This is a genomic window from Burkholderia sp. D-99, from assembly GCF_011605345.1.
In the GTDB taxonomy this organism is placed as follows: domain Bacteria; phylum Pseudomonadota; class Gammaproteobacteria; order Burkholderiales; family Burkholderiaceae; genus Burkholderia.
This window is the reverse complement of sequence record NZ_JAAOXM010000008.1, coordinates 76,047-96,890: the sequence shown is the minus strand read 5'-3', so window position 1 is coordinate 96,890 and position 20,844 is coordinate 76,047. Positions and strand designations below refer to the sequence as shown.

At 70.7% G+C, this 20,844-nt stretch carries 11 protein-coding genes; 4 read left to right on the top strand and 7 right to left on the bottom strand.

Annotated elements, in window-relative coordinates; all coding sequences use genetic code 11:
* Positions 1–56: 56 nt before the first annotated feature.
* The 6 genes from HAV18_RS25815 to HAV18_RS25790 form a co-directional block, all read right to left on the bottom strand.
* Positions 57–1,823: an ABC transporter ATP-binding protein gene (locus HAV18_RS25815; protein WP_166961654.1), complete on the bottom strand. Its 1,767-nt coding sequence runs from the start codon at positions 1,821–1,823 to the stop codon at positions 57–59.
* Complete coding sequence (locus tag HAV18_RS25810; protein ID WP_166961651.1) at positions 1,820–3,541, bottom strand: ABC transporter ATP-binding protein; 1,722 nt, start codon at positions 3,539–3,541, stop codon at positions 1,820–1,822. The genes HAV18_RS25815 and HAV18_RS25810 overlap by 4 nt, the downstream gene beginning before the upstream one ends.
* Positions 3,538–4,590: a Gfo/Idh/MocA family oxidoreductase gene (locus tag HAV18_RS25805; protein ID WP_166961648.1), complete on the bottom strand. Its 1,053-nt coding sequence runs from the start codon at positions 4,588–4,590 to the stop codon at positions 3,538–3,540. The genes HAV18_RS25810 and HAV18_RS25805 overlap by 4 nt, the downstream gene beginning before the upstream one ends.
* The gene (locus HAV18_RS25800; RefSeq protein ID WP_166961645.1) at positions 4,587–10,064 is read right to left on the bottom strand and encodes a non-ribosomal peptide synthetase; all 5,478 of its coding nucleotides are present in this window, start codon (positions 10,062–10,064) and stop codon (positions 4,587–4,589) included. The genes HAV18_RS25805 and HAV18_RS25800 overlap by 4 nt, the downstream gene beginning before the upstream one ends.
* On the bottom strand, positions 10,061–14,485 hold the full coding sequence (locus HAV18_RS25795; protein WP_166961642.1) for a non-ribosomal peptide synthetase: 4,425 nt from the start codon (positions 14,483–14,485) through the stop codon (positions 10,061–10,063). The genes HAV18_RS25800 and HAV18_RS25795 overlap by 4 nt, the downstream gene beginning before the upstream one ends.
* Positions 14,486–14,608: 123 nt before the next feature.
* Entirely contained in the window at positions 14,609–15,550 is a 942-nt protein-coding gene (locus HAV18_RS25790) for a helix-turn-helix transcriptional regulator (protein ID WP_166961639.1), read from the bottom strand.
* Between the two features lie 217 nt (positions 15,551–15,767).
* Here HAV18_RS25790 and HAV18_RS25785 point away from each other — a divergent pair, with 217 nt between their 5' ends.
* The 4 genes from HAV18_RS25785 to HAV18_RS25770 are packed head-to-tail and all read left to right on the top strand — an operon-like array spanning position 15,768 to position 19,931.
* Positions 15,768–17,420: a (2,3-dihydroxybenzoyl)adenylate synthase gene (locus tag HAV18_RS25785; RefSeq protein WP_166961636.1), complete on the top strand. Its 1,653-nt coding sequence runs from the start codon at positions 15,768–15,770 to the stop codon at positions 17,418–17,420.
* On the top strand, positions 17,417–18,190 hold the full coding sequence (locus HAV18_RS25780; RefSeq protein WP_166961633.1) for a thioesterase II family protein: 774 nt from the start codon (positions 17,417–17,419) through the stop codon (positions 18,188–18,190). Before HAV18_RS25785 ends, HAV18_RS25780 begins: the two co-directional genes overlap by 4 nt.
* Entirely contained in the window at positions 18,187–18,492 is a 306-nt protein-coding gene (locus HAV18_RS25775; protein ID WP_166961631.1) for an isochorismate lyase, read from the top strand. Before HAV18_RS25780 ends, HAV18_RS25775 begins: the two co-directional genes overlap by 4 nt.
* On the top strand, positions 18,489–19,931 hold the full coding sequence (locus tag HAV18_RS25770; RefSeq protein ID WP_166961628.1) for an isochorismate synthase: 1,443 nt from the start codon (positions 18,489–18,491) through the stop codon (positions 19,929–19,931). The genes HAV18_RS25775 and HAV18_RS25770 overlap by 4 nt, the downstream gene beginning before the upstream one ends.
* Before the next feature lie 25 nt (positions 19,932–19,956).
* Here HAV18_RS25770 and HAV18_RS25765 read toward each other — a convergent pair whose 3' ends face one another.
* Positions 19,957–20,841, bottom strand: a complete 885-nt coding sequence (locus tag HAV18_RS25765) for a LysR family transcriptional regulator (protein WP_208102129.1) — start codon at positions 20,839–20,841, stop codon at positions 19,957–19,959.
* Between the last annotated feature and the right edge of the window lie 3 nt (positions 20,842–20,844).

The following is a 20,844-nucleotide window of genomic DNA, read 5'->3' as shown; positions in this document are numbered from 1 at the left end:
TTCGATCGAGGGGCTTTTCCTATCGATTCCGGGCACGCCGGCCCGCATTGTTCACGTCAGTGTTCGGACTCGGCCGGCCAGGCTTGCGCGTCCGTATCGGCCGGCGGCGGCCCGTCGGGCCCCTGCCCGGCATGGGCGAACGTCGCGTACCACGCATCGGTTTCGACGAGCTGCGCGTGCGTGCCGGTCGCCCGCACGCGGCCCGCGTCGAGCACGACGATCGTGTCGGCGGCCGCCGCGAGCGCCGGCTGGTGCGTGACGACGATACGCGTGCGCTGCCCGCGCAGCGCGACGAGGGTGTCGCGCACGCGCCGTGCACTCAATTCGTCGAGGCTCGCGGTCGGCTCGTCGAACATCAGCACCGGTGCACGCGCCAGCAGCGCGCGCGCGAGGCACGCCCGCTGGCGCTGCCCGCCCGACAGCAACTGGCCGCCCGGCCCCACGTCGGACTCGAGCCCGTCCGGCAAGCGCTCGGCATCGCGCAGCAGGCCGACCGCGTCGAGCGCGTCGCGCAGTTCGGCATCGGTCGCGTCCGGGCGGCCCATCCGCACGTTCCACGCGAGGCTGCCGCGAAACAGCCCGTTGTCCTGGAACACGAGATTGCGCGTCGCGGCGAGCGTCGCCTCGCTCAGGTGCCGCACATCGGAGCGGCCGAGCAGCACGCGTCCGGCGCACGGATCGTCGAGCCGCGCGAGCACGCCGAGCAGCGTGCTCTTGCCGGCACCGGTGGGGCCGACGATCGCGACGAAGCCGCCCGCCGGGCAATGCAGGTCGACGCCGTCGAGCAGCGTTGCGCCGGCGGCCGAGCGGTAGCCGATGCGCACCGCGTCGACGCTCGCATCGTGTACCGGCGTGCCGCGCTCGGGGCTGTCGAAACGCGGCGCATGCAGCACCGCGAGCACGGTATCGAGCGCGCGCCAGCCGCCGCGCAGCGCCTGGTCGAGCTGCGTGAGCTGCGCGAGCGGCTCGATGAAGCGCACGAGCAGCACAAGCACCGCAACGGCCGTCGCCGCATCGAGCCGGCCGGCCGAAACGGCCCACGCGCCGCCGACCAGCATCGCGACGAACACGCCCTGCACCGCGCCCGCGAAGCCGAGCTCGATCGGCAGCGAGCGCCGCATCAGCTCGCGCGTGCGGCGATGCTGCTCGTCGAACGCGTGCTGCAGCGCCGCGCGCGCGTCGCCTTCCCGGCCCGCGAAGCGCAACAGCCCCTGATGCGCGGCGAAGGTCTGAAGCTGCACGGCCATCTCGCGATCGCCGGACGCGCGCGATTGCTCGAACACGAGTGTGCGTGTGCCGCCGCGCTCGAGCAGCGCGAACAGCAACACGGCGGCTGCCGCGAGGCACAGCGCGATGCGCCAGTCGATCCACGCGAGCCCGGCGACGACCGCAAGCGGCGTCACGACCGCGCCGATCAGCGGCCCGAGCAGGTGCGCCGGAATCCCCATCGCCTGCATGACCGGCCCGCGCAACAGCCCGGCCGGATGACTGTCGCGCACGGCCTGCCACGACGCGATGCGCGGCAGGTGGCGCACGAGGCGTTCGACGAGACCGGCCGCGAGCGCGCCGCCCGCGCGATAGCCGCCGCGTTGCGCGGCGTACAGCACGCATGCGTGGCACAGCGTCAGCGCGCCGAGCGCAATCGTCCAGTGCAGCACGGCCGCATGCGCGCCGGCAAACCACGCGCGGATCAACGGCACGAGCAGCAACCCGCAGGCGCCGTCGAGCAACGCGGCCGCCACTGCCCAGCCGACCCCGCGCCACAGCGCGCGGCGTGTTTCGGATGGCAGGCACTGCAAACGTTTGAGCGACTTCATCATCATGCGGCCTCCCCGCCTTCGACGCCGCGTTCGCTCCATAGCCGCGCATACAGCCCGCGTGCGGCCAGCAGCGCCACATGCGTGCCGCGCTCGACGATGCGACCGCGATCCATCACGAGAATCTGGTCCGCATGCCGGATCGCGTCGAGATCGTGGCTGACGATCACGCGCGTGCGCAGGTCGCCGCGCAGCGCATTGCGCAACGCCCGCCCGGTTTGCGGATCGAGTGCCGATGCCGGTTCGTCGAGCAGCAACAGCGGCGCCGTCGACAGCAGCGCACGCGCAAGCGCCAGCCGCTGCAGTTCGCCGCCCGACAGCCGCACGTCGCGCCCGCACACGCAGTCGTAGCCGCCCGGCAACGCGTCGATACGCTCGTCGAGACAGGCCGCGCGCGCGGCCGCGCGAATCGCGTCACGATCGGCATCGGGCCGGTAAAGCGCGATGTTCGCGGCAATCGACACGTCGAGCGCGGCGGCCTGCTGGAACACCATCGCCACCTGCTCGCGCCGCGTATCGGGCGCGAGCAGCCGCAGATCGGCGCCGCCGAGCCGCACCGCGCCGCGGTCCGGATCCATGAAGCGCGCGAGCAGCATCAGCAGCGTGCTCTTGCCCGCACCCGACGGCCCGACGATCGCGGTGGTCGTGCCGGCCGCGATCGTCGCGTCGATGTCGCGCAGGATCGGCGTGCCGTCGATGTCGACGCTCACGCCGCGCAGCTCGATCGACGCGTCGCGCGGCACCTGTGCAGCGCCATCGACCGGCTCGGGCAGGCCCGGCTGGGCGAGCAGCGCATCGAGGCGCGCAGCGGCCGCGCGCGCTTCGCGCAAGGCGTCGGCCCCGTGGCCGAGCGCGCGCACCGGCGCGGCGACCGCCCAGATCAGCAGCGCGAACGCACACAGTTCGCCGACCGGCAAACGGCCGGCCGTAAGCCACATCGCGCCGAACACGACCCACGCGAGCAGGAACGGCGTGCCGAGCAGCACCTGCGTGCAGGCACCGGGCCCGCCGACGCGGCCGACCCACGCTGAAAACGCCTGTTCGAAGCGCCCGGTCGACGCCAGCGCGGCCGCCTCGATGCCGGCGCCCGGATACTGCCGCACGAGCGCCGGGTTCTGCGCGAGCTGCGCGTAATCGCCCATCAGCTGTTCAAGTGCCGCATTGCGCGCCGCGACGGCCGGCGCGAACCGCGCCGAACGCATCCAGCGGAACAGCGCGGCGCCCGCGACGAGCGGGACCAGCGCAAAGGCGAGCAGCACCGGATTCAGGTACAGCAGGCACGCGAGCGCCGCGCACGGCACGACGACGAGTTGCGTGACGTCGGCCGGCGCGTGTCCGACGAGCTGGTGCAGCGCACGCACGTCCTGGTCGACGTGGCGCGCGACGCGATCGCTGCCCGCGCGCGCGAACCAGCCGAGCGGCAGGCGTTGCAGATGATCGGCGAGGCGCCTGCGCAAGCGGTCGGCGAGATCGGCGTCGACACGGTGCGTCAGGTGCAGCGCGACCGTCTGGCCGCCCAGCCAGCACACGCCGGCCACCACGGCCGCGACGAGCCAGCCGCGCGCCGTCGCGTCGAGCTGCGCCGTCGCGCGCCATGCGTCGGCGACACGGCCGAGCGCGAGCCACGGCACAAGCGAGGCGACACCCGCCAGCGCCTGCAGCACGACCGCCGCCGCAAGCGGCACCGCGAACGGCCGCAACATCGAAAGCAACGGCCCCTTCATGCGGCGCGCTCCAGCAGCGTGCCGAGCGTGGCCGCACACGCATCGCCCGGCGGCTGCTCCGGAAAGCCGAGCTGCGTGGTCAGTTGCTGCCAGACGCGCGCCACGTCGACGCTGCGCTGGTTGCACGCGTGCAGCCCGTCGCCCGACACGAGCCGATCGACCGCGCGCACGGCCGCTTGCGGCCAGCTGCGTGCATGAATCGCGCCCCACGTGTCGCGCGCATCGTCGCAGATCTGGATGCTCGGCATGTCGTCCCCCGTCGCATCGCCGAAGATCGGGAACAGCCCGTCCTCGTCCGTCGCCGGTTCGCGCAGCGCGGGCGCCCACCACAGCGGGCCATGCGGCGACGCGAGCGTCCACGTGCCGGCGTCCGTCGTCAGCGTGATGCTGAACAGCATGCTCATCCGGCCGTCGTCGGCCGCCGCCATCTCGTTGTGCACGCGCAGCGAGACCGGCGTTTCGGCGAGCACCATCGCGCATTCGCGCATCGACGACAGTGCCGGCCCGACCGGCTCGACCGACCACGGGCCCACGCCCTGCAGCGCGGCGGCGAGCACGTCGAGCGCCGCGTAACTGGCCTGCACCGAGCACACGACATCCGCATGCACGGGCGCGCTCGTTTCACGCAGCCGTCGCGCAACGGCGATGAAGCGCGAAACGACCGGCAGGTTCGGATAGAAGCTGTTGAGCAGGCAGCGCCGGCCATGACGAGACGCGGTGCGCAGCACGCGGTCCCATTCGTCGGGCAGCAGCGGATGCTCGATCACGACATCGATCCCGCGCTCAAGCAGCCGGCACGCGAGCGCAGCCCCGTCGGCGCCGCGCGCCGCGCCGCCGACCGCGACGCACGCGACGCGCACGTCATCGGGAAGCGATTCAGGCGCGTCGAACACGGGCGCGTCGACACGTGCAGCCAACGCGGTGGTCCGCGCGCTGCCCTGCCCCAGGATGCCCGCGACACGATACGCGCTGGACGCAGCGAGGCCCGCCGCATAGAACTGGCCAAAGCGGGAGCCGGCCACGACGACCGGCAGCGGATGAGCCTTCATTGCGCCTCCTTCAGGCGGGTGTCGACGAACGCGGCATTCAGGCAGTCGAAATGACCGCCGGGGATATCGACGGACGTGATGCCGCCGAGCGCCTGTGCCGTCCAGTAGTCGGTGAGCGCCGCGCGCTGCTGCGGAATCAGCGGGTTGCAGCGCTCCGGCACGAACAGCCGCAGCGCACCCGCATACGGCGCGTCGCCCGCCCAGTGGCTCGCCTGCACCGAGTGCATGAAGAGCCGGTACAGCCGTTCGCGCTCGTCGAGCAGCGGATGCGCGACCTCGTCCTGCATCGACAATCCGGCGGCTGCACGCAGCACGCGGCGGCGCACCGTGTCGAGCGGCTCGCAGCGATCGCCGAAAATTTCCAGCTGCGCCTGCAGGCTGCCGGGCGCGACACGCGCAGGGTCGGCCTTCAATGCATCGGCGAGCGCGTCGGCCAGCACGTACGTCTCCGGAAACCCGAGCGCGTCGAGCGGCAGCCCGAGCGTGGCCGCGAAGTTGAACAGCACGAGCCGTTCGTCTTCGATCAGGTACGGAATCCGGTAGCTCGACACGATGTCGAGCGTGCGCACTTCGACGCCGAGCTGCACCAGCGACTTGGCCATTTCGAGCGCGACCAGCCCGCCCGAGCAATAGCCGAGCACGTCGACCTCGCGCACGCCGGTGCGCCACAACGCATCCGCATAGCGCCGGCCAAGCGTTGCGTTCAGGTGGCGCGCCGGCAGGTCGAGATAGTCCTGCGCGTCGCGCACCGCGAAGCCGAGCACCGGGCCGAGCCGCGCGAGCGCCGGCATGACCGGTCGATACGCATGCACGGTGCCGAGACCTTCGTGCACGATCACGCGCGGCACACCCTCGCCCGGTGCGAGCGGAATCGGCCGCACGCCGGCACGCACGCGTGGTGCAGGCGCATGGATGACCGCCGACGCGTGCGCGATGCGCGGGGTGGCCGGCGCAGCCGGCGGTGCGCTGCCCGACGGCTGTGCAGCCGCATCGCGCAGGCATTGCGCGAACGCAGCGGGCGTCGGTTGTGCGAGCACCCAGCGCAGCAACCGGTCGAACGGATGCGCGTGCGCGAGCGGTTCCTCGCCACGCAGCCTCGACACGAGCTGCGCGATCAGCAGCGAATCGCCGCCCGCGGCGAAGAAGTCCTGATCCGGTGTGACGTTGCGCGTATCGAGCACGGCCTCCCACAAGCCAATCAGCCGCGCCAGCAGCGGATCGGCCGCAGCCTGCGCGTGAGCCGGACGAGCGGCCGCCGGCTCCGGTTCGCGGATGTCGGCGATGCCGGCCAGCGTACGACGGTCGATCTTGCCGTTCGCGGTCACGGGCAGACGGTCGAGCACGCGCAATTGCGACGGCACCATGTAGCCCGGCACGCGCTCTCCGACGAACGCCAGCAGTGCGTCCGGCGCGATGCGCGCCGCGCCACGCTTCACGTGCGCGAGCAGGATGTCGTAGCCGAGTGCGTCGAGAGGCGTGCCGGGTGCCACGCAGCCGAGCGCGCGATCGCCGCCTTCCACTTGCAGCCATTCGAGCCACTGCGCGCGCGGCACGAACAGGCGCGCCGTCTCGGCGCGCGCGTCGTTCGGCGTTTCCATCATCAACCCCTGGCTGATGCTGATCTCCGGATGCTCGGTCGTCAGTTCCTGGATCACCCACCATGCATCGGCCGCCGACAGCGCACGCAATCCGGCGACCAGCGCGACCGTGTCGCGCGCATTGTTCAGCGCACCGGAGCTGATCGCGACGTCGATCGAATGCGGCGCAATACCCTGCGCGTCGAGCGCCGCGTTCATGTCGAACCGCACGAACCGCATCCACGGATACGCGGCAAAACGCTCGCGTGCCGCCGCGAGGAAATAGCTCGACACGTCGCTGAACAGGTAGTCGATCCGCGCGCCCGCTTCGACCAGCGGTGCGAGTGCGTCGACGATCGCCCGCGTCGCCGCGGCCGTGCCCGCGCCGATCTCGAGGATGCGCCACGGGCGCTGCGGCTCGCGCGCGACGATCGCACGCACGGCTTCCGCCATCCCGTGATGCAGGGCACGTGCATGTTCGCCGTCGCTGTACATCGCATCGGCGATATGCGATGCGCCTTCCGGAAACATCAGGCCGGCCGGCGACACGCTGCCGTCCACCTGCACGTCGATGCATCCCGCGCTGTCGCGGAAGTAGTCGACGAGGACGGCCGGCCACAGATCGGGCGACGCATCCTGCGCAAACGCGTCCCAGCATGCGTGTGCGTCGGCGTGGCCAGCATCGGGCCGCAGACGCCAGCCGCCTGCTTCGGCATCCGCGTGCAGCACGCCGTGCTTGTCGAGCAGCGCGAGCCAGTGGCGCAGCAGATGCTGTCGCGCCGCCGGCACGCGCAACCGCTCGCACAACGTTGCGAAATCCGTCGCCGCGTCATCGGTCAGCGCACCCGCCGGCACGATCCACGCGGCCAGCGACGCAACGCAGGCCGCTTCCAGCTGGGCGACCGAGCGCGCCACGTCCGTATGCGCGGGCCAGCGCGCGGCGTCGAACGCCGTGCGCACGTGCTTCGCAATCTCGTGCAGCGCGTCGTCATGCGCCGACGGCTCCGCGCCGTGCAGCGACGCGAAGCTCGCGAGCCGGCGCTCCGCGCCTTCGCCGAGCACGATCGTCGCGGCCGCGCCGACGAGCGGATGCGCGGTCAGCGCCGCATCGATCTCGGCCAGCTCGATCCGGTAGCCACGGATTTTTACCTGATCGTCCTGCCTGCCGAGGAATTCGAGCGAGCCGTCGGTGCGCACGCGGCCAAGATCGCCGGTGCGGTAGAGTCGCCGCCCGTCGCCATGACGGACGAAGCGTTCGGCCGTTCGCACAGGATCGTTCGCGTAACCCGTTGCCAGCCCCACGCCGCCGATATGGATCTCGCCGCGCACGCCGGGCGGGCAAGGCCGGCCGAGTGCGTCGAGCACTTCCATCGTCTGCCCGGTCAGCGCGCGGCCGTACGGAATGCTGGCCAGCTGCGTATCCGCCGGACGGATCGGATGCTCGATCGACCAGATCGACGCCTCGGTCGCGCCGCCCAGGCTGAACAGCGCGCTGTCGGGCCAGCGCCGCCACCAGCGCGTGGGCAGCGTCACCGGAATCCAGTCTCCCGACCACAGCACGCGGCGCGGGCCCGGCACGTCGAGCGCCGGTTCGCCTTCGAGGTAGTCGATCAACATCTGCCCTTGCGCGGGCACCGAATTCCACAGCGTCACGCGATGGCGCACCATCAGCTCGGCCCAATGCGACGGATCGTTGCCGCGCGCCGGATCGGGCAGCACGATGCACGCGCCGCGCGCGGTCGCGCCGAAGAAGTCGTAGACGGACAGGTCGAAGCTCAACTCGGCCAGGCCGAGCACCACGTCGCCGTCACCGACTTCATGGCGCGCGCTGATGTCGGCCAGCGTGTTGCACACGGCCGCGTGGCTCAGCATAACGCCCTTGGGTTCGCCGGTGGAGCCCGACGTATAGATCACGTACGCGAGTGCATCGCCGGCAATCTCGCGCGCGGCGCGCGGCGGCCATTGCGGATCGATCGGCAATGCATCGAGATCGATGCGCACGCAACCATCATGCTCGAAGTCGAGCGCCTGCACGCTGACGACCGCACGCACCCGCGCATTGCGCAGGATCGCCTGTTGCCGCAGCGCCGGCTGGCGGCTGTCGACCGGCACGTACGCGGCGCCCGCCTGGACGATCGCGAGCACGGCCGCGAGCTGGTGCGCGCACTTCGGCATCAGCACGGCGACCGTATCACCCACGCCGACGCCGGCCTGTTCGAGCGCCGACCGCAGCGCCGCCGCATGCTGCGCGACGTCGCGATACGTGCGCGCCCCCTGCGCATCGATCACCACCGGTGCATCGGGCGACCGCAACGCCTGCGCGGCGAAGCCGGCCGCGATATGCGTATCCGCATCCGGATGAACCTCGGCGGCGGGCGCGTCGGACGGCAGCACGATGTCGCCCGCGCGCGACCACCACGCCGCTTCAGCAGCGAGCCGGCCCAGCAGCGCGACGTACGCGTCGAACATCGCCGCGGGCATCCCGTCCGGAAACAGGTCGTCGCGCACGTCCCAGCCGATTTCCAGCCCGCCGAACTGGTCGGTCACCTGGCAGTCGAGCCACACCTGCGGCGTCTGGCTGATCATGTAGCGCGGCGGCTCGGCGCGGGCCGCGTGCTCGCCGAGCAGTCGGCCGACACTGCCGATGCCGCTCGTGAACACCACCGGCATCAGCGCCGCATCCTTGCCGCGCCGCCGCGCGAGTTCGCGCATCACGTCGACGCCGGTAAACGCGCGATGGTCGAGGTCGTCGAACATCCGCGCACCGATCGTGCGCGCACGCTCGACGAAATCGCGCCCGTGCGTCGCGTCGACCGCGAGCAGGCTCAGTGCGGTGAAATCGCCGAGCACCGCGTCGATGCGCGGATGCACGGGCGGCCGGTTCAGCACCGTCAGGTTCAGGCAGAACGCGGGCGACTGGCTCCAGCGGCCGACGACTTCGGCGAACGCGGCCAGCGCGACGCTCGCCGCGCTCAGCCCGAAGCGGCTCGCGTGGCCGCTCAGCGCGGCCCATTGCGCACGATCGAGCCGCGCATGGCGGTGCGTGAAGCGCGGCCGCGCGTCGGACGGCATCGTGGGCACCACCGGCAGATCGGGGCGCGCGGGCAGATCGTCGAGGCGCGCAAGCCACCACGCCTTGTCGCGCGCATGATCGGCGCGCGTGCCGGCATGGGCTTCATTGACGACGTAATCGCGGAACGTCGCGTCGAGCGGCTCGGGCTGCCATTGCGGGTCATCGTAACGGCGCCGCCATTCGGCGAGCAGCAATTGCAGGCTCGCGTAGTCGATCAGCGTGAAATCGACGGACAGGTGCAGCACCGCGCCGTCCGGCCCGAGGCTCACTTCCGGCTGCAGCACCGGCCAGCGGTCGAGCGCGTGCACCGCATGGTCGAGGCGCTCGCGCACGCGCTTCATGTGCGCATCGAATGCGTTCGCCTCGGCATCGCGCAGGTCGTGCACCGCGAGCGGCTGCCACGGCACGTCGGGAAGCACGCGTTGCCATGCGTTGTCCTCGACGATCGCACGCAGCATCGGATGCCGTGCGACGCACGCATTCCACGCCGCCTCGAAGCGCACGCAGTCGAGATTCGCGGGCTCGCCATATTCGACGTACAGATGGCACGCATTGCCGCCGAACTCGAACGATTCGTGCCGGCCGAGCACGTATGCGGCTTGTACCGGCGTCAGCGCGAACCGCTCGTGCCGGCGCGCCGGATCGCAGCGCCAAGCGCCGTCCTGCAGGAAGCGGACGAACGCGTCGCGTTCGGCCTTGATGCGCGCGGCCAGGTCCGCATCGAGCGCGCCGGCCGGCGCGCGATAGCGCAACTGGCCGCCGTCGTCGCACCACAGTTCGATCTGGCGTTCGCGGCAAAGATCGAGCACGTCATCGAAGCTCACAGCACGCCCTCCTCGATCGCCGCAACCGGCGTGTCGCTTTCGGCCTGCGAGGTCTGCGACGCTTGCAAGCCCGGCATGGACGATGCGGCCTGCGCGGCCTCGTCGAGCTGCGCGGCGAGACCCGCGAGCGTCGGCTGCCGGTAGAACGCAGCCATCCCGACCCGCACGCCGAGCCGCTCGCGCAGTTGCGCGAGCAGGCGCGTGGCGAGCAGGCTGTCGCCGCCGAGCGCGAAGAACGTCGCGTCGCGCGCGTTCGCCGGGCGGCCAAGCGCGTGCTCCCAGCAGGCGAGCAGCGTCGCCTGCCGTTCATCAGCCGGCACGAATGCATCGTGTACGGCCGGTGCGTCACCGATCGCACGCGCGAGCGCCTCGCCCACCGCCCGCCGATCGATCTTGCCGTTCACGTTGAGCGGCCAGCGCGCGATCCACCACAGCGCGTCGGGACGCATCGCGTCGGGCAACCGGTCGCGCAGCCAGTCGGCCAGCGCCGCTTGCGCGGCTGGTTCGCCGACACGGCGCGCGTCGATGCAGGCGAACGCGGTCGAGCGCCAGCTCCGGGAATCTTCCAGCGCAAAGCCGCACGCGTGTGCCGCCGACGCCAGCGCTTCGTGTGCAAACGGCCGCGGCAGCGACGCATCGCCCGTCACGCCCGCGACGAGTTCGCGCAGCGGCGAATCGCGCAGCACGTCGGCGAGCAGCAGGCGGCCATTCTCCGCAAGCAACGCTGCCGCGATCCGGAACGTATCGCGTGGATCGTCGCGCAGGTGTGCCGCCGCGAAGCTGATCACGCAATCGAACCGGCCGAGATGACGTGCGGGCAGCAGGCCGTCCTGCATCGCCTGCAACATCGGCATCGTTTGTGCGAAGTACGCCTGCGCGTTGTGCAGCAGACCTGGCGACGCGTCGAACAGCGTCACGTCGAAGCGCGGATCGTCGAGCACGCCGAGCCCCGCATCGAACCATTGCCCGGCGCGTGCGTCGAGCACCGCGACCCGCAACGGCTCGGTGCGCGTGGCGGCCTGAGCCTGCAGTGCATCGCCAAACTCGCGCAGCGCGCGGGCGCCATCCGGCAGACGCGTCGCGAATGCCAGCGGCGCTATCCGCGGATCGAGCGGCACACGCCGCGCGGCGCCGTCAGGATCCGCAGCGAGCGCACGCAGCGATCCGGTCAGGTCGTCGAGATCGGCGGCATACCAGCCGAGCAGATCGAGCGCGCCGTCGATGGAAATCGAATCGTCATCCTTTGCATGCACATGCATACGCAGCGACTGCGGCAAGCCCGTATCGCCATCGAGCAGCCGATCGGCCACCGCACGCGCGACGGCCGCTTCCGCATGCGCGGTATCGGCAACGTCCGCTTCCGCGAGCGCGGGCGATGACAGCATGACATCCGATGCGCGATCGGCCGGCACGAACGCTGCAACGATGCGCGCGGCTTCGCCGCCGACGACGCTCGCGCACGCACCGTCGATCTGCGGATGCGCGGCCAGCGCGGCCTCGATCTCGCCCAGTTCGATCCGGTGCCCGCGTACCTTCACCTGGCGATCCTCGCGCCCCAGGAATTCGAGCGTGCCGTCGGGCCAGTAGCGGCCACGGTCGCCCGTGCGATACCAGCGGCCCGACGCCTGCTGCACGAAGCGCTGCGCAGTCAGCTCGGGATCGTTCCGGTAGCCGCGCGCGAGACTGTCGCCCCCGATCAGCAGTTCGCCCGGCACGTAGTCCGGTACATCGCGGCCGTCGGCGTCGACGACACGATAGGCCTGCCCCGGCAACGGCCGGCCATACGGAATCGAACGCCAGTGCGGCGGCACGTCGCGCACCGTCTGCACGTTCGACCAGATGCCGGCCTCGGTCGCGCCGCCGAGCGCATGGAACGCACAGGCGTCGCCGCACCGTTCGCGCAGGCGCGCCGGCAGGTCGAGCGCGATCCAGTCGCCGGACAGCAGCGCCGCGCGCACGCTGCGGCACGCGTCGCCCGCAGCGGGCACCGCCAGCGCCATTTCCAGCAGCGCGGGGGCCGAATTCCACAGCGTCACGCGATGCTGCGCGATCAGCTCGATCCAGCGCGCCGCGTCACGCGCATCGTCCTGGGTCGGCAGCACGAGCTCGGCGCCAGCACCGAGCACGCCGAACAGGTCGTACACCGACAGGTCGAAATCGAGTGCCGATACCGCGAGCAAGCGGTCTTGCGCACGCACGCCGAGCAGCGCGTCGATCGCGTCGATCGTGTTGAGCGCCGCCGCGTGCGTCATCTCGACACCCTTCGGTACACCCGTCGAACCGGACGTGTAGATCACGTACGCGGTGGCCTGCGGCGCTACCGCGAGCGGCGCGGCCAGCGGCGCATGCCGCGTCAGCGCCGCGACGTCGAAATGCGGCAGCGGCGCATCCGCGCGCGCCGTGTCGCCGATCACGGCCTTCACGCCGGAGGCGCGTTCGATCAGCGCCTTGCGCGCGGCTGGCTGCGCGATGTCGAGCGGCACGTAGCACGCGCCGGCGGCCAGTACGCCGAACACCGCGGCCACCTGTTCCGGCCCGCGCGGCAGGCTGATCTCGACGGCATCGCCGTGACCGATGCCGGCCGCACGCAAGCCACCCGCGATCGCCAGCGCCTGCGCGGCCAGTTCGCCGCTCGTCACGACACGCTCGCCGCAGCGCAATGCGACGGCCGCCGGCTCGCGCGCGGCCAATGCGAAGAAGTCGGCATGCAGCGTGCGCGGCCGCGCGGGCGCGGGCACCGCGTTGAGCGCATCGCGCACGCGTCGCTGCGAGGACGGCAGCTCGACTGCGATCGGCAGCCGCCAGTCGCGATCGCACAGCGCCTGCACGAGCGCGACATACGCGCCGAACATCGCATCGATCATCCCGTCGGGAAACAGGCCGTCGACACTGTCCCATGCGAGCAGCGCGCCGTCCGGTACGCGATAGAGCTGGTGATCGAGCCACACCTGCGGCGTCTGCGAAATCATGTCGTGCAGATCGCCGAACACGCGCGCGAATGCGTCGGGCACGAACGGCGCGTCGCCGAGATTGCACGAGAACACGACGGGCGCCGCACGCGGCGCGCCCTGCCGGCGCGCATCGCGCAGCACGTCGAGCGCCGGATAGGCAGCCTGTGCGATCGCGCCGTGCAGCCGCTGCTGGAACGCGCGCACCGTGTCGGCCGCGCTCGCGTCGGCGCGCACGTCGCATTCGACGAGCAGCAGCGTCGTGAAATCGGCGATCACGCGGCCGAGATCGGGCGCATCGCCGTGCCGGTCGAACAGCGGCACGTTGAGCAGGAACGCCTGCCGGCCGCTCCAGCGCGCGAGCACCGCGGCGAACGCCGCACCGAACACCGACGACAGCGTGACGCCATGCTGCGCGGCCCGCGCCTGCAGACGCGCGAGTTCGGCCGTGCTCAGCGTATGCGCAACGCGGCTGAAACGCGGCGCGCGAATCGTTTCCGGCGCACGGGCGAGCGGCAGCGCCGGCCCTTCCGGCAGCGTCGCGAGCCGCGCATGCCAGGCGTCGCGCGCCGCGGCCCGCGCATCGCGCGTATCGGCCGCGCGACGCGCGAGCCAGGCCGGGAACCACGTCGACGGCGCGTCGGGCAATGCCGACGGTTCGGCATACGCGGCGCCGATCTCCTGCATCAGCAGCCGCACGCTGTCCACGTCGGCCGCGAGCAGGTCGACGCTCAGCCACACGCGATCCTCGCCGCCGGGCATCTGCACGAGCCCCATCATGAAAACCTGCGCATGCTCGACGTCGAGACATTCGTGCGACCGGAACGCGCGCAGCGACACCCATTCGGTTTCCGCATCGACGGCGACCCTGTCACGCCAGTCCGCATGCGCGAACACCGGCGCGTCCGGTGCCGCGACGATCTGCTGGCGGCCGCCGGTGAAGCGCGCACGCAGCATCGGATGGCGCTCGCGCACGTGCCGGCACGCCGCGTCGAGACGAACGGGATCGATCGCGCGGCTGCGAAACTCGAGGAACGCGTGACAGCTCACGTTGCCGAGCACTTCGCCGTCGCCGCGGCCGAGCCAGTACGCCTGCTGCACAGCGGACAAGTCGAACGGCGCCTGCACGTCGACCTCGACGACCTCGGCAGGCTCGATGTCAGGCGCCGTGGGTGCAACACGCGGCGCATTCGCGAGCAGCTCGGCCCACGCGCCGAGCGTCGGCGTACGCGCGAGCGCATCGAACGTCAGCGCATAGCCGAGCCGGTTCACGCGCGTCTGCAGGTACATCAGCCGGATCGAATCGAGGCCGCAGCTCAGCAGGTCCTCGTCATCGTCGAGCGACGCGATTTCGTCGACGGGCTCGTCGAGCAGCGTCGCGATCATCGCGACGAGCTGCGAGCGAAAGGCAATGGGAGAAAAACGGGAAGGATCGGAATGATCGATGGTTGAATCGACAGCGGTCTGGCTCATGGGCACGCCTTGTATGGGTCGTTCGATGGCGGATCCGCGCGGCGGCGGCCACCCGTTAATGAGAATCTATCTCATTTACACCCATGAGCCCGGTCGATTGCTTTAGGCGGCCGGTCAGTTGTTTTAGATTGCCGCGCGCTCCAGTTCGACGTCGTCGATCGCGTTCGACGACGCGCGAATATCGCTCGGCGAAATGCCGTAGCGCTTGCGGAACGCAATCGAGAAATGCGCGGGGCTGTAGCCGACGCGGTACGCCACGGTCGACACGTTCGCGTCCTCCGCGCACAGCATCGCGTGCGCGGTCCGCAACCGGTATTCCTGCAGGTACGCATACACGCTCGTGCCGAACACCTTGCGGAAACCAGCCGTCAGCTTGCGCGAATTCATCCCCACCCGGCCCGCGAGCGCGTCGAGCGTCGGCGGCTGCTGAAGCTCGCGCGTCAGGATGTCGCTCGCCGCATACACGCGCTCGACGTCCGACGACGTGACGCGCACGTCGGCCGGCGCGAACTGCCGCTGCGTCGCCAGCAACTGCGCGCTCAGCGCGGTCAGCTCGAACGCCTTGGCCTTCAGGTAGTACTCGCGCACCGCGCCCTCGAACGGGCACGTCGCGATCTGCACCGCGAGCGCCTGCAGCGCCTTCGACGCCGGGCAACTGACGATGCGCGGATCGCCGCCCGTCGGCGCGAGCATCTTCTCCGGCAACAGGCTCAGGTTGCGGTCGAGCGCGTCGAGGCCGAGCTGCACGATCGTGTAGCGCAGCGGCGTGTCGCGGTCGTAGATCTGGTGCGTCGTGAATTCGCCGTCGTTGGCGATCACGCACAGGCCCGGCCCCTTGATGCACTGCTCGGGCTGGCCCGGCACGCGGCAGCGCAGCTGCCCGCTCTGCACGAGGACGAGCTTCAGCCCTTTTTCGAGCGGCTCCTCGTACCAGTCGCGGCTGTCCGAGCACAGCGTGCCGCTCATGAGTTTCATGCCCGCGTCGATGTGCACCACGCCCGGATGATTGCCGGGCACGAGCACCGGCGGGTGACGTCGTGACGAAGCGAAGGAGGTCGAGCTCATCGGAGGTCCGTTGGTTAGGCGGCACGCGCGGCCCGGCGCGCGCCGGCGGCAACCGGCCGATTGTCCGGCCGGGCCGGGCGGGCGCCGCGCGACAGGCGCCCGATCGAATGAAATTGCCGCGATATCGAAAGAAACGGCGTTATCGCGGCACTTGTTACAAATGATAATACCTCTCATTTACATTTTTTGACAACTTGCCGGAACCCAAGGTCAGCGCATGCAAACCACCCTTCCCTCCGTGGCGCCGGCCATTCCGGCCGATGCGCCCGACTGGCCCGGCGACTTCGCGCGCCGCTATCGCGATGCCGGCTATTGGCAAGACACGACTTTCTTCGACGCGCTTGACGCACAAGCGCAGCGCGATCCCGATGCGCTCGCCATCGTCGACGGCGCCTGCCGGCTCAGCTATCGCGACCTGCTGGCGCGCATCCGCCAGCTTGCGGGCGGCTTCGCGCGTCTCGGCCTGACGCGCGGCGACGCGGTCGTCGTCCATCTGCCGAACGGCGCGCACTTCGTCGAGACCTGCTTCGCGCTGTTCCAGCTCGGCGTGCGGCCGGTGCTCGCGTTGCCCGCTCACCGCCACTACGAGATCGGCGCGTTCTGCCGCTTCGCCGGCGCGCGCGCGTATCTGGGCGCGGCACAACTCGGCGAATTCGACTGCCGGCCGCTTGCGGCCGTGCTGCAAGCCGACTGCCCGACGCTCGAGCATGTCGTGATGACCGGCGACGATCACGCGTTCACCCCGTTCGACGCGCTATACGACGCGCCGCCGCTGCGCGAATGCGCGGCACGCGCCGACGACATCGCATGCTTCCAGCTGTCGGGCGGCACGACCGGCACGCCGAAGCTGATTCCACGCCGCCATCGCGAATACCTGTACAACGTGCGCGCGTGCAGCGCCGCAAGCGGATTCGACGCCGGCACCGTGTATCTCGCCGCGCTGCCGATGGCGCACAACTTCACGCTGTGCTGCCCCGGCACAATCGGTGCGCTGCTCGCGGGCGGCCGCGTGGTCACGACCGGGCGGCCCGAGCCCGAACAGAGCTTCGCGCTGATCGCGCAGGAACGCGTCACGCATACCGCGCTCGTGCCGCCGCTCGCGCTGCTGTGGCTCGACGAACAGCCGCAACGGCAGGCCGACCTGTCGAGCCTGCGCGTGCTGCAGGTCGGTGGCGCCCGATTGATGGACCACGCGGCAGCGCGCGTGACGCCCGTGCTCGGATGCCGGCTGCAACAGGTGTTCGGGATGGCGGAAGGACTCATCTGCTGTACACGGCTCGACGATTCGCCCGAACGGATCGCGCATACGCAGGGCCGCCCCGTGTCGGACGGCGACGAAGTGCGCATCGTCGACGATGCCGGCGAACCGGTCGCGCCCGGTGAAATCGGCGAGTTGCAGGTGCGCGGCCCGTACACGATACGCGGCTACTACCGGCTCGCCGAGCACAACGCGACCGCGTTCACGGCCGACGGCTTCTATCGCAGCGGCGACCGCGTGCGGCGCACCGCGGACGGCGACCTCGTCGTCGAAGGCCGCGACAAGGACCAGATCAATCGCGGCGGCGAGAAAGTCTCCGCTGAGGAAGTGGAAAACCTGTTGCTCGCGCATCCGCAGGTGCACGACGCGGCGGTGGTCGCGATGCCCGACCCGCTGCTCGGCGAGCGCACGTGCGCGTTCGTCGTCGCCCGCGCGCCCGCGCCGTCCAGGCTGGTGCTGAAACGCTACCTGCGCGACTGCGGGCTCGCCGCCTTCAAGATTCCCGATCGCATCGAGTTCATGCCGCGCTTCCCGGAAACCGGCATCGGCAAGACCAGCAAGAAATCGCTGCGCGACCTGCTGCGCCGCCAGTTGCAGGCGGCGGCCGCATGACCGCGCGACCGGCCGATTCGAACTGGATCCGCGAACTGCGCCTGTCGCCCTGCCCGCGCGCGCAGCTCGTCTGCTTCCCGCACGCCGGCGGCACCGCGAATTTCTTTCGCGGCTGGAGCCGCGCGCTGCCGTGGGACGTCGACCTGCTCGCGCTGCAGTATCCGGGCCGCGAGGAACGCTTCGGCGAGGCGTGCCTGGCGTCGATCGACGCACTCGCCGGCCCCGCCGCCGCCGCGCTGCAACGCTATGCCCATGCGCCGCTCGTGCTGTTCGGGCACAGCCTCGGCGCGGCGCTCGCGTACGAGGTGGCGGCGCGGCTCGAGGCGCGCGGCACGGCACCGCTTTACCTGGCCGTGTCCGCGTTGCCGCCGCCGCATCGTCAGCGCCTGTCGGATCTGCACCTGCAATCCGACGATGCGCTCGTGGCCGATGTCGCGCGGCTGTCCGGCGAGCACGCCGCGCTGCTCGCCGATCCGGAAATGCGCGCGATCTACCTGCCGATGATCCGCAGCGACTACCGCGCGATCGAGACGTATCGCCGCGACCGGCCGCCACGGCTCGACACGCCGCTCGGCGTGATGCTGCCGCTTGCCGATTCCGAACTCGACAACGACGAAGCACAGGCATGGCAGGACGTCGCGTCGCGCCCGATCCGCATCGAGACGTTCAGCGGCGACCACTTCTACCTGCGCCACCAATACCCGGCGGTGATCGCGCATCTGGTCGAACGGATCGACCATTCCCTTCGTTACGGAAAGGAGTACACATGAAGACACCGGACGCCTGCACGGGGCTGCCCGACATTCGCGAAGCCATCGATCGCCTGGACGCCGACATCATCGAGGCGCTCGGCCTGCGCATGCAATACGTGAAGGCTGCCGCGCGTTTCAAACCCGACGAAGCGAGCATCGCCGCGCCGGAACGGGTGGCCGCGATGCTGCCCGATCGGCGCCGCTGGGCCGAACAGGCCGGCCTCGATGCCGACTACGTCGAGACGCTGTTCTCGGGCCTGATCGCGTGGTACATCGCGCAACAGACGCAGCACTGGCGCCTGCAACGGGGGCGCGCATGAACGCCGGCCTCCCGCTGCTGCACGACACGTTCGCCCGTGCGGCCCGCCGCGCCGCCGACACCGGCACGCCGACACTCGCGTCGGTGTCGGTGCCGCTGCGCGCGCTCGATTTCTTCGACCTGATCGCCGCGTGGGACGACGGCGCCACGCCGTGGTTCTTCCACGAAGCCGGCGATGCATCCGTCACGCTGTTCGGCTGGGACTGCGCGCTCGAACTGACCGCCACCGGTGACACGCGCTTCGCGCAGATCGATGCGCGCTGGCGCACGCTCGTTCGCGATGCCGTGACGGCCGGCCCGCAACCGCCGCGCCTTGTCGGCGGCTTCCGGTTCGATTCGCATGGTGCGCGCAGCGCACACTGGGCACCGTTTCCCGACGCGAGCATGACAGTGGCGAAACTGCTGATCGTGCGCGAAGGCGATGCACACTGGGCTGTCTGCCAGCACATCGTCGCCGCGCACGACGATCCGGCCGCGCTCGCGCATGCGTGCCTCGCGCGCATCGAATCGCTCGGCACGCTCGCCGCCGCGCACGACGACGCTGCACCGCATCTGCTGCACACGCAGGCGCTGCAGGCGAGCGAATGGCAGCACGAAGTCCGGCGCGCGGTGGACGCGATCCACGGCGGCGCGTTCGGCAAGGTCGTGCTCGCGCGCGACGTGCTCGAACAGTACGCGCGGCCCGTTGGCGTCGCGTCGCTGCTGCGCCGGCTGCGCAAACGCGACGCGCATGCGCACCTGTTCGCGGTCCGCCGTGAAGGGGCCTGCTTCGTCGGCGCCACGCCGGAACGGCTCGCGCGTGTCGCGGCCGGCGACGTGCGCACGCATGCGCTGGCCGGGACGATCCGGCGCGGCGCCACGCCCGACGACGATCGCGCACTCGGCGCGGCCTTGATGGATTCCGCGAAGGAACGGCTCGAACACGCGCTCGTCGTCGACGCGATCCGTGCCGCCTTGACACCGCTGTCGCGCGCGCTCGACGTGCCCTCGGAACCCTCGCTGCACCGGCTGCCGAGGCTGCAGCACCTGAGCACACCGATCCGCGCGACGCTGAAGGCGGACGCGACGCTGCTGCAGGTCATCGCGGCGCTGCACCCGACGCCGGCGGTGGCCGGACATCCACGCGATGCGGCGCTCGACCACATCCGCGCGCATGAAGGATTCGATCGCGGCTGGTATGCAGCGCCCGTCGGCTGGATCGACGCACACGGCAACGGCGACTTCATCGTCGCGCTGCGCTCCGCGCTGGTCGACGGCGGGGCCTGCCGGCTGTTCGCGGGCTGCGGCATCGTCGCCGATTCGGAGCCGGTCAACGAATATCAGGAGACCGAACTCAAGTTGTCGGGCATGCAGGCGGCCATCCGCGTGCGTGATGTGACGGAGGCTGCCGCGGAAGCGCATGGCCCGGCACGGGTGTCGGCTTCGTCGACGGTCGAGTGATGCTGAGGCACGGCGGCCGCGCGCATCACAACAACGGCAGCGTGAGCCGGATGTGCTCGGCGAACGCCGCCGTCAGGTGCGACGGCCGCTTGCGGTCGAACTTCAGCGCAATGCCCACGGCCGGCAATGGCGGCAAGCGCGGATCGCCGGTGACGATCGTCAGGTCGGCCGGTACCGCCGTCTGCGTCATCACCGCGAACGCCTGCCCCGAACGCACCAGTGCGATCAGCCCCGCGAGACTGCTGCTCGCATACGCGACGCGGTAGTCGCGACCGGCGCGATCCAGCGCCTCGCAGGCCGCGATGTGATCGAGCGTGTCGCGATCGGACAGTGCCAGCGGCAACGGATCGAAATGCCCGGGTTCCAGCCCCGGATAACCGATCCAGACCAGTTGCTCGCGGCGAATGACGTCGTCGTTCGCGCCGTCGTCCGGCAATGAAATCATCGCCAGATCGACCGCCCGCTTCTCCAGCTGTTCGATGAGCCGCGGCGTCGGCCCGCACACCACTTCGACGATCGCCTGCGGATGCTGGCTCGAAAACTGCCGCAGCAGCGAAGGCAGCCAGACCTCCGCGTAATCGTCCGGGCACCCGAAGCGGATCGTCCCCGACAGCCCCGTGCCGCACAGGTCGGCCATCGCCTCGTCGTGCAGCCGCAGGATGCGCTGCGCATGCACGAGCAGCCGCTCGCCCGGATGGGTCAGCACCACGCCGCGCCCGGTGCGCTGGAACAGCGGCTGGTCGACCACCTCTTCGAGCCGCTTCATCTGCTGGCTGAGGGCGGACTGGGTGCGGCCGACACGCGCAGCCGCGCGGCTGAGCGCGCGCACCTCCGCGATCACGACGAACGAGCGCAGCAGGTCGATTTCAAGTGAAAGTCCCAAGGTATTAGCTCCTTTTCTACCTTGCATAAG

Excerpts from the sequence above, each read along its gene's own strand:
- HAV18_RS25815 (WP_166961654.1), bottom strand. The coding sequence starts at position 1,823 with ATGATGATGAAGTCGCTCAAACGTTTGCAGTGCCTGCCATCCGAAACA.
- HAV18_RS25810 (WP_166961651.1), bottom strand. The coding sequence starts at position 3,541 with ATGAAGGGGCCGTTGCTTTCGATGTTGCGGCCGTTCGCGGTGCCGCTT.
- HAV18_RS25805 (WP_166961648.1), bottom strand. The coding sequence starts at position 4,590 with ATGAAGGCTCATCCGCTGCCGGTCGTCGTGGCCGGCTCCCGCTTTGGC.
- HAV18_RS25795 (WP_166961642.1), bottom strand. The coding sequence starts at position 14,485 with ATGAGCCAGACCGCTGTCGATTCAACCATCGATCATTCCGATCCTTCC.
- HAV18_RS25790 (WP_166961639.1), bottom strand. The coding sequence starts at position 15,550 with ATGAGCTCGACCTCCTTCGCTTCGTCACGACGTCACCCGCCGGTGCTC.
- HAV18_RS25785 (WP_166961636.1), top strand. The coding sequence starts at position 15,768 with ATGCAAACCACCCTTCCCTCCGTGGCGCCGGCCATTCCGGCCGATGCG.
- HAV18_RS25780 (WP_166961633.1), top strand. The coding sequence starts at position 17,417 with ATGACCGCGCGACCGGCCGATTCGAACTGGATCCGCGAACTGCGCCTG.
- HAV18_RS25775 (WP_166961631.1), top strand. The coding sequence starts at position 18,187 with ATGAAGACACCGGACGCCTGCACGGGGCTGCCCGACATTCGCGAAGCC.
- HAV18_RS25770 (WP_166961628.1), top strand. The coding sequence starts at position 18,489 with ATGAACGCCGGCCTCCCGCTGCTGCACGACACGTTCGCCCGTGCGGCC.
- HAV18_RS25765 (WP_208102129.1), bottom strand. The coding sequence starts at position 20,841 with ATGCAAGGTAGAAAAGGAGCTAATACCTTGGGACTTTCACTTGAAATC.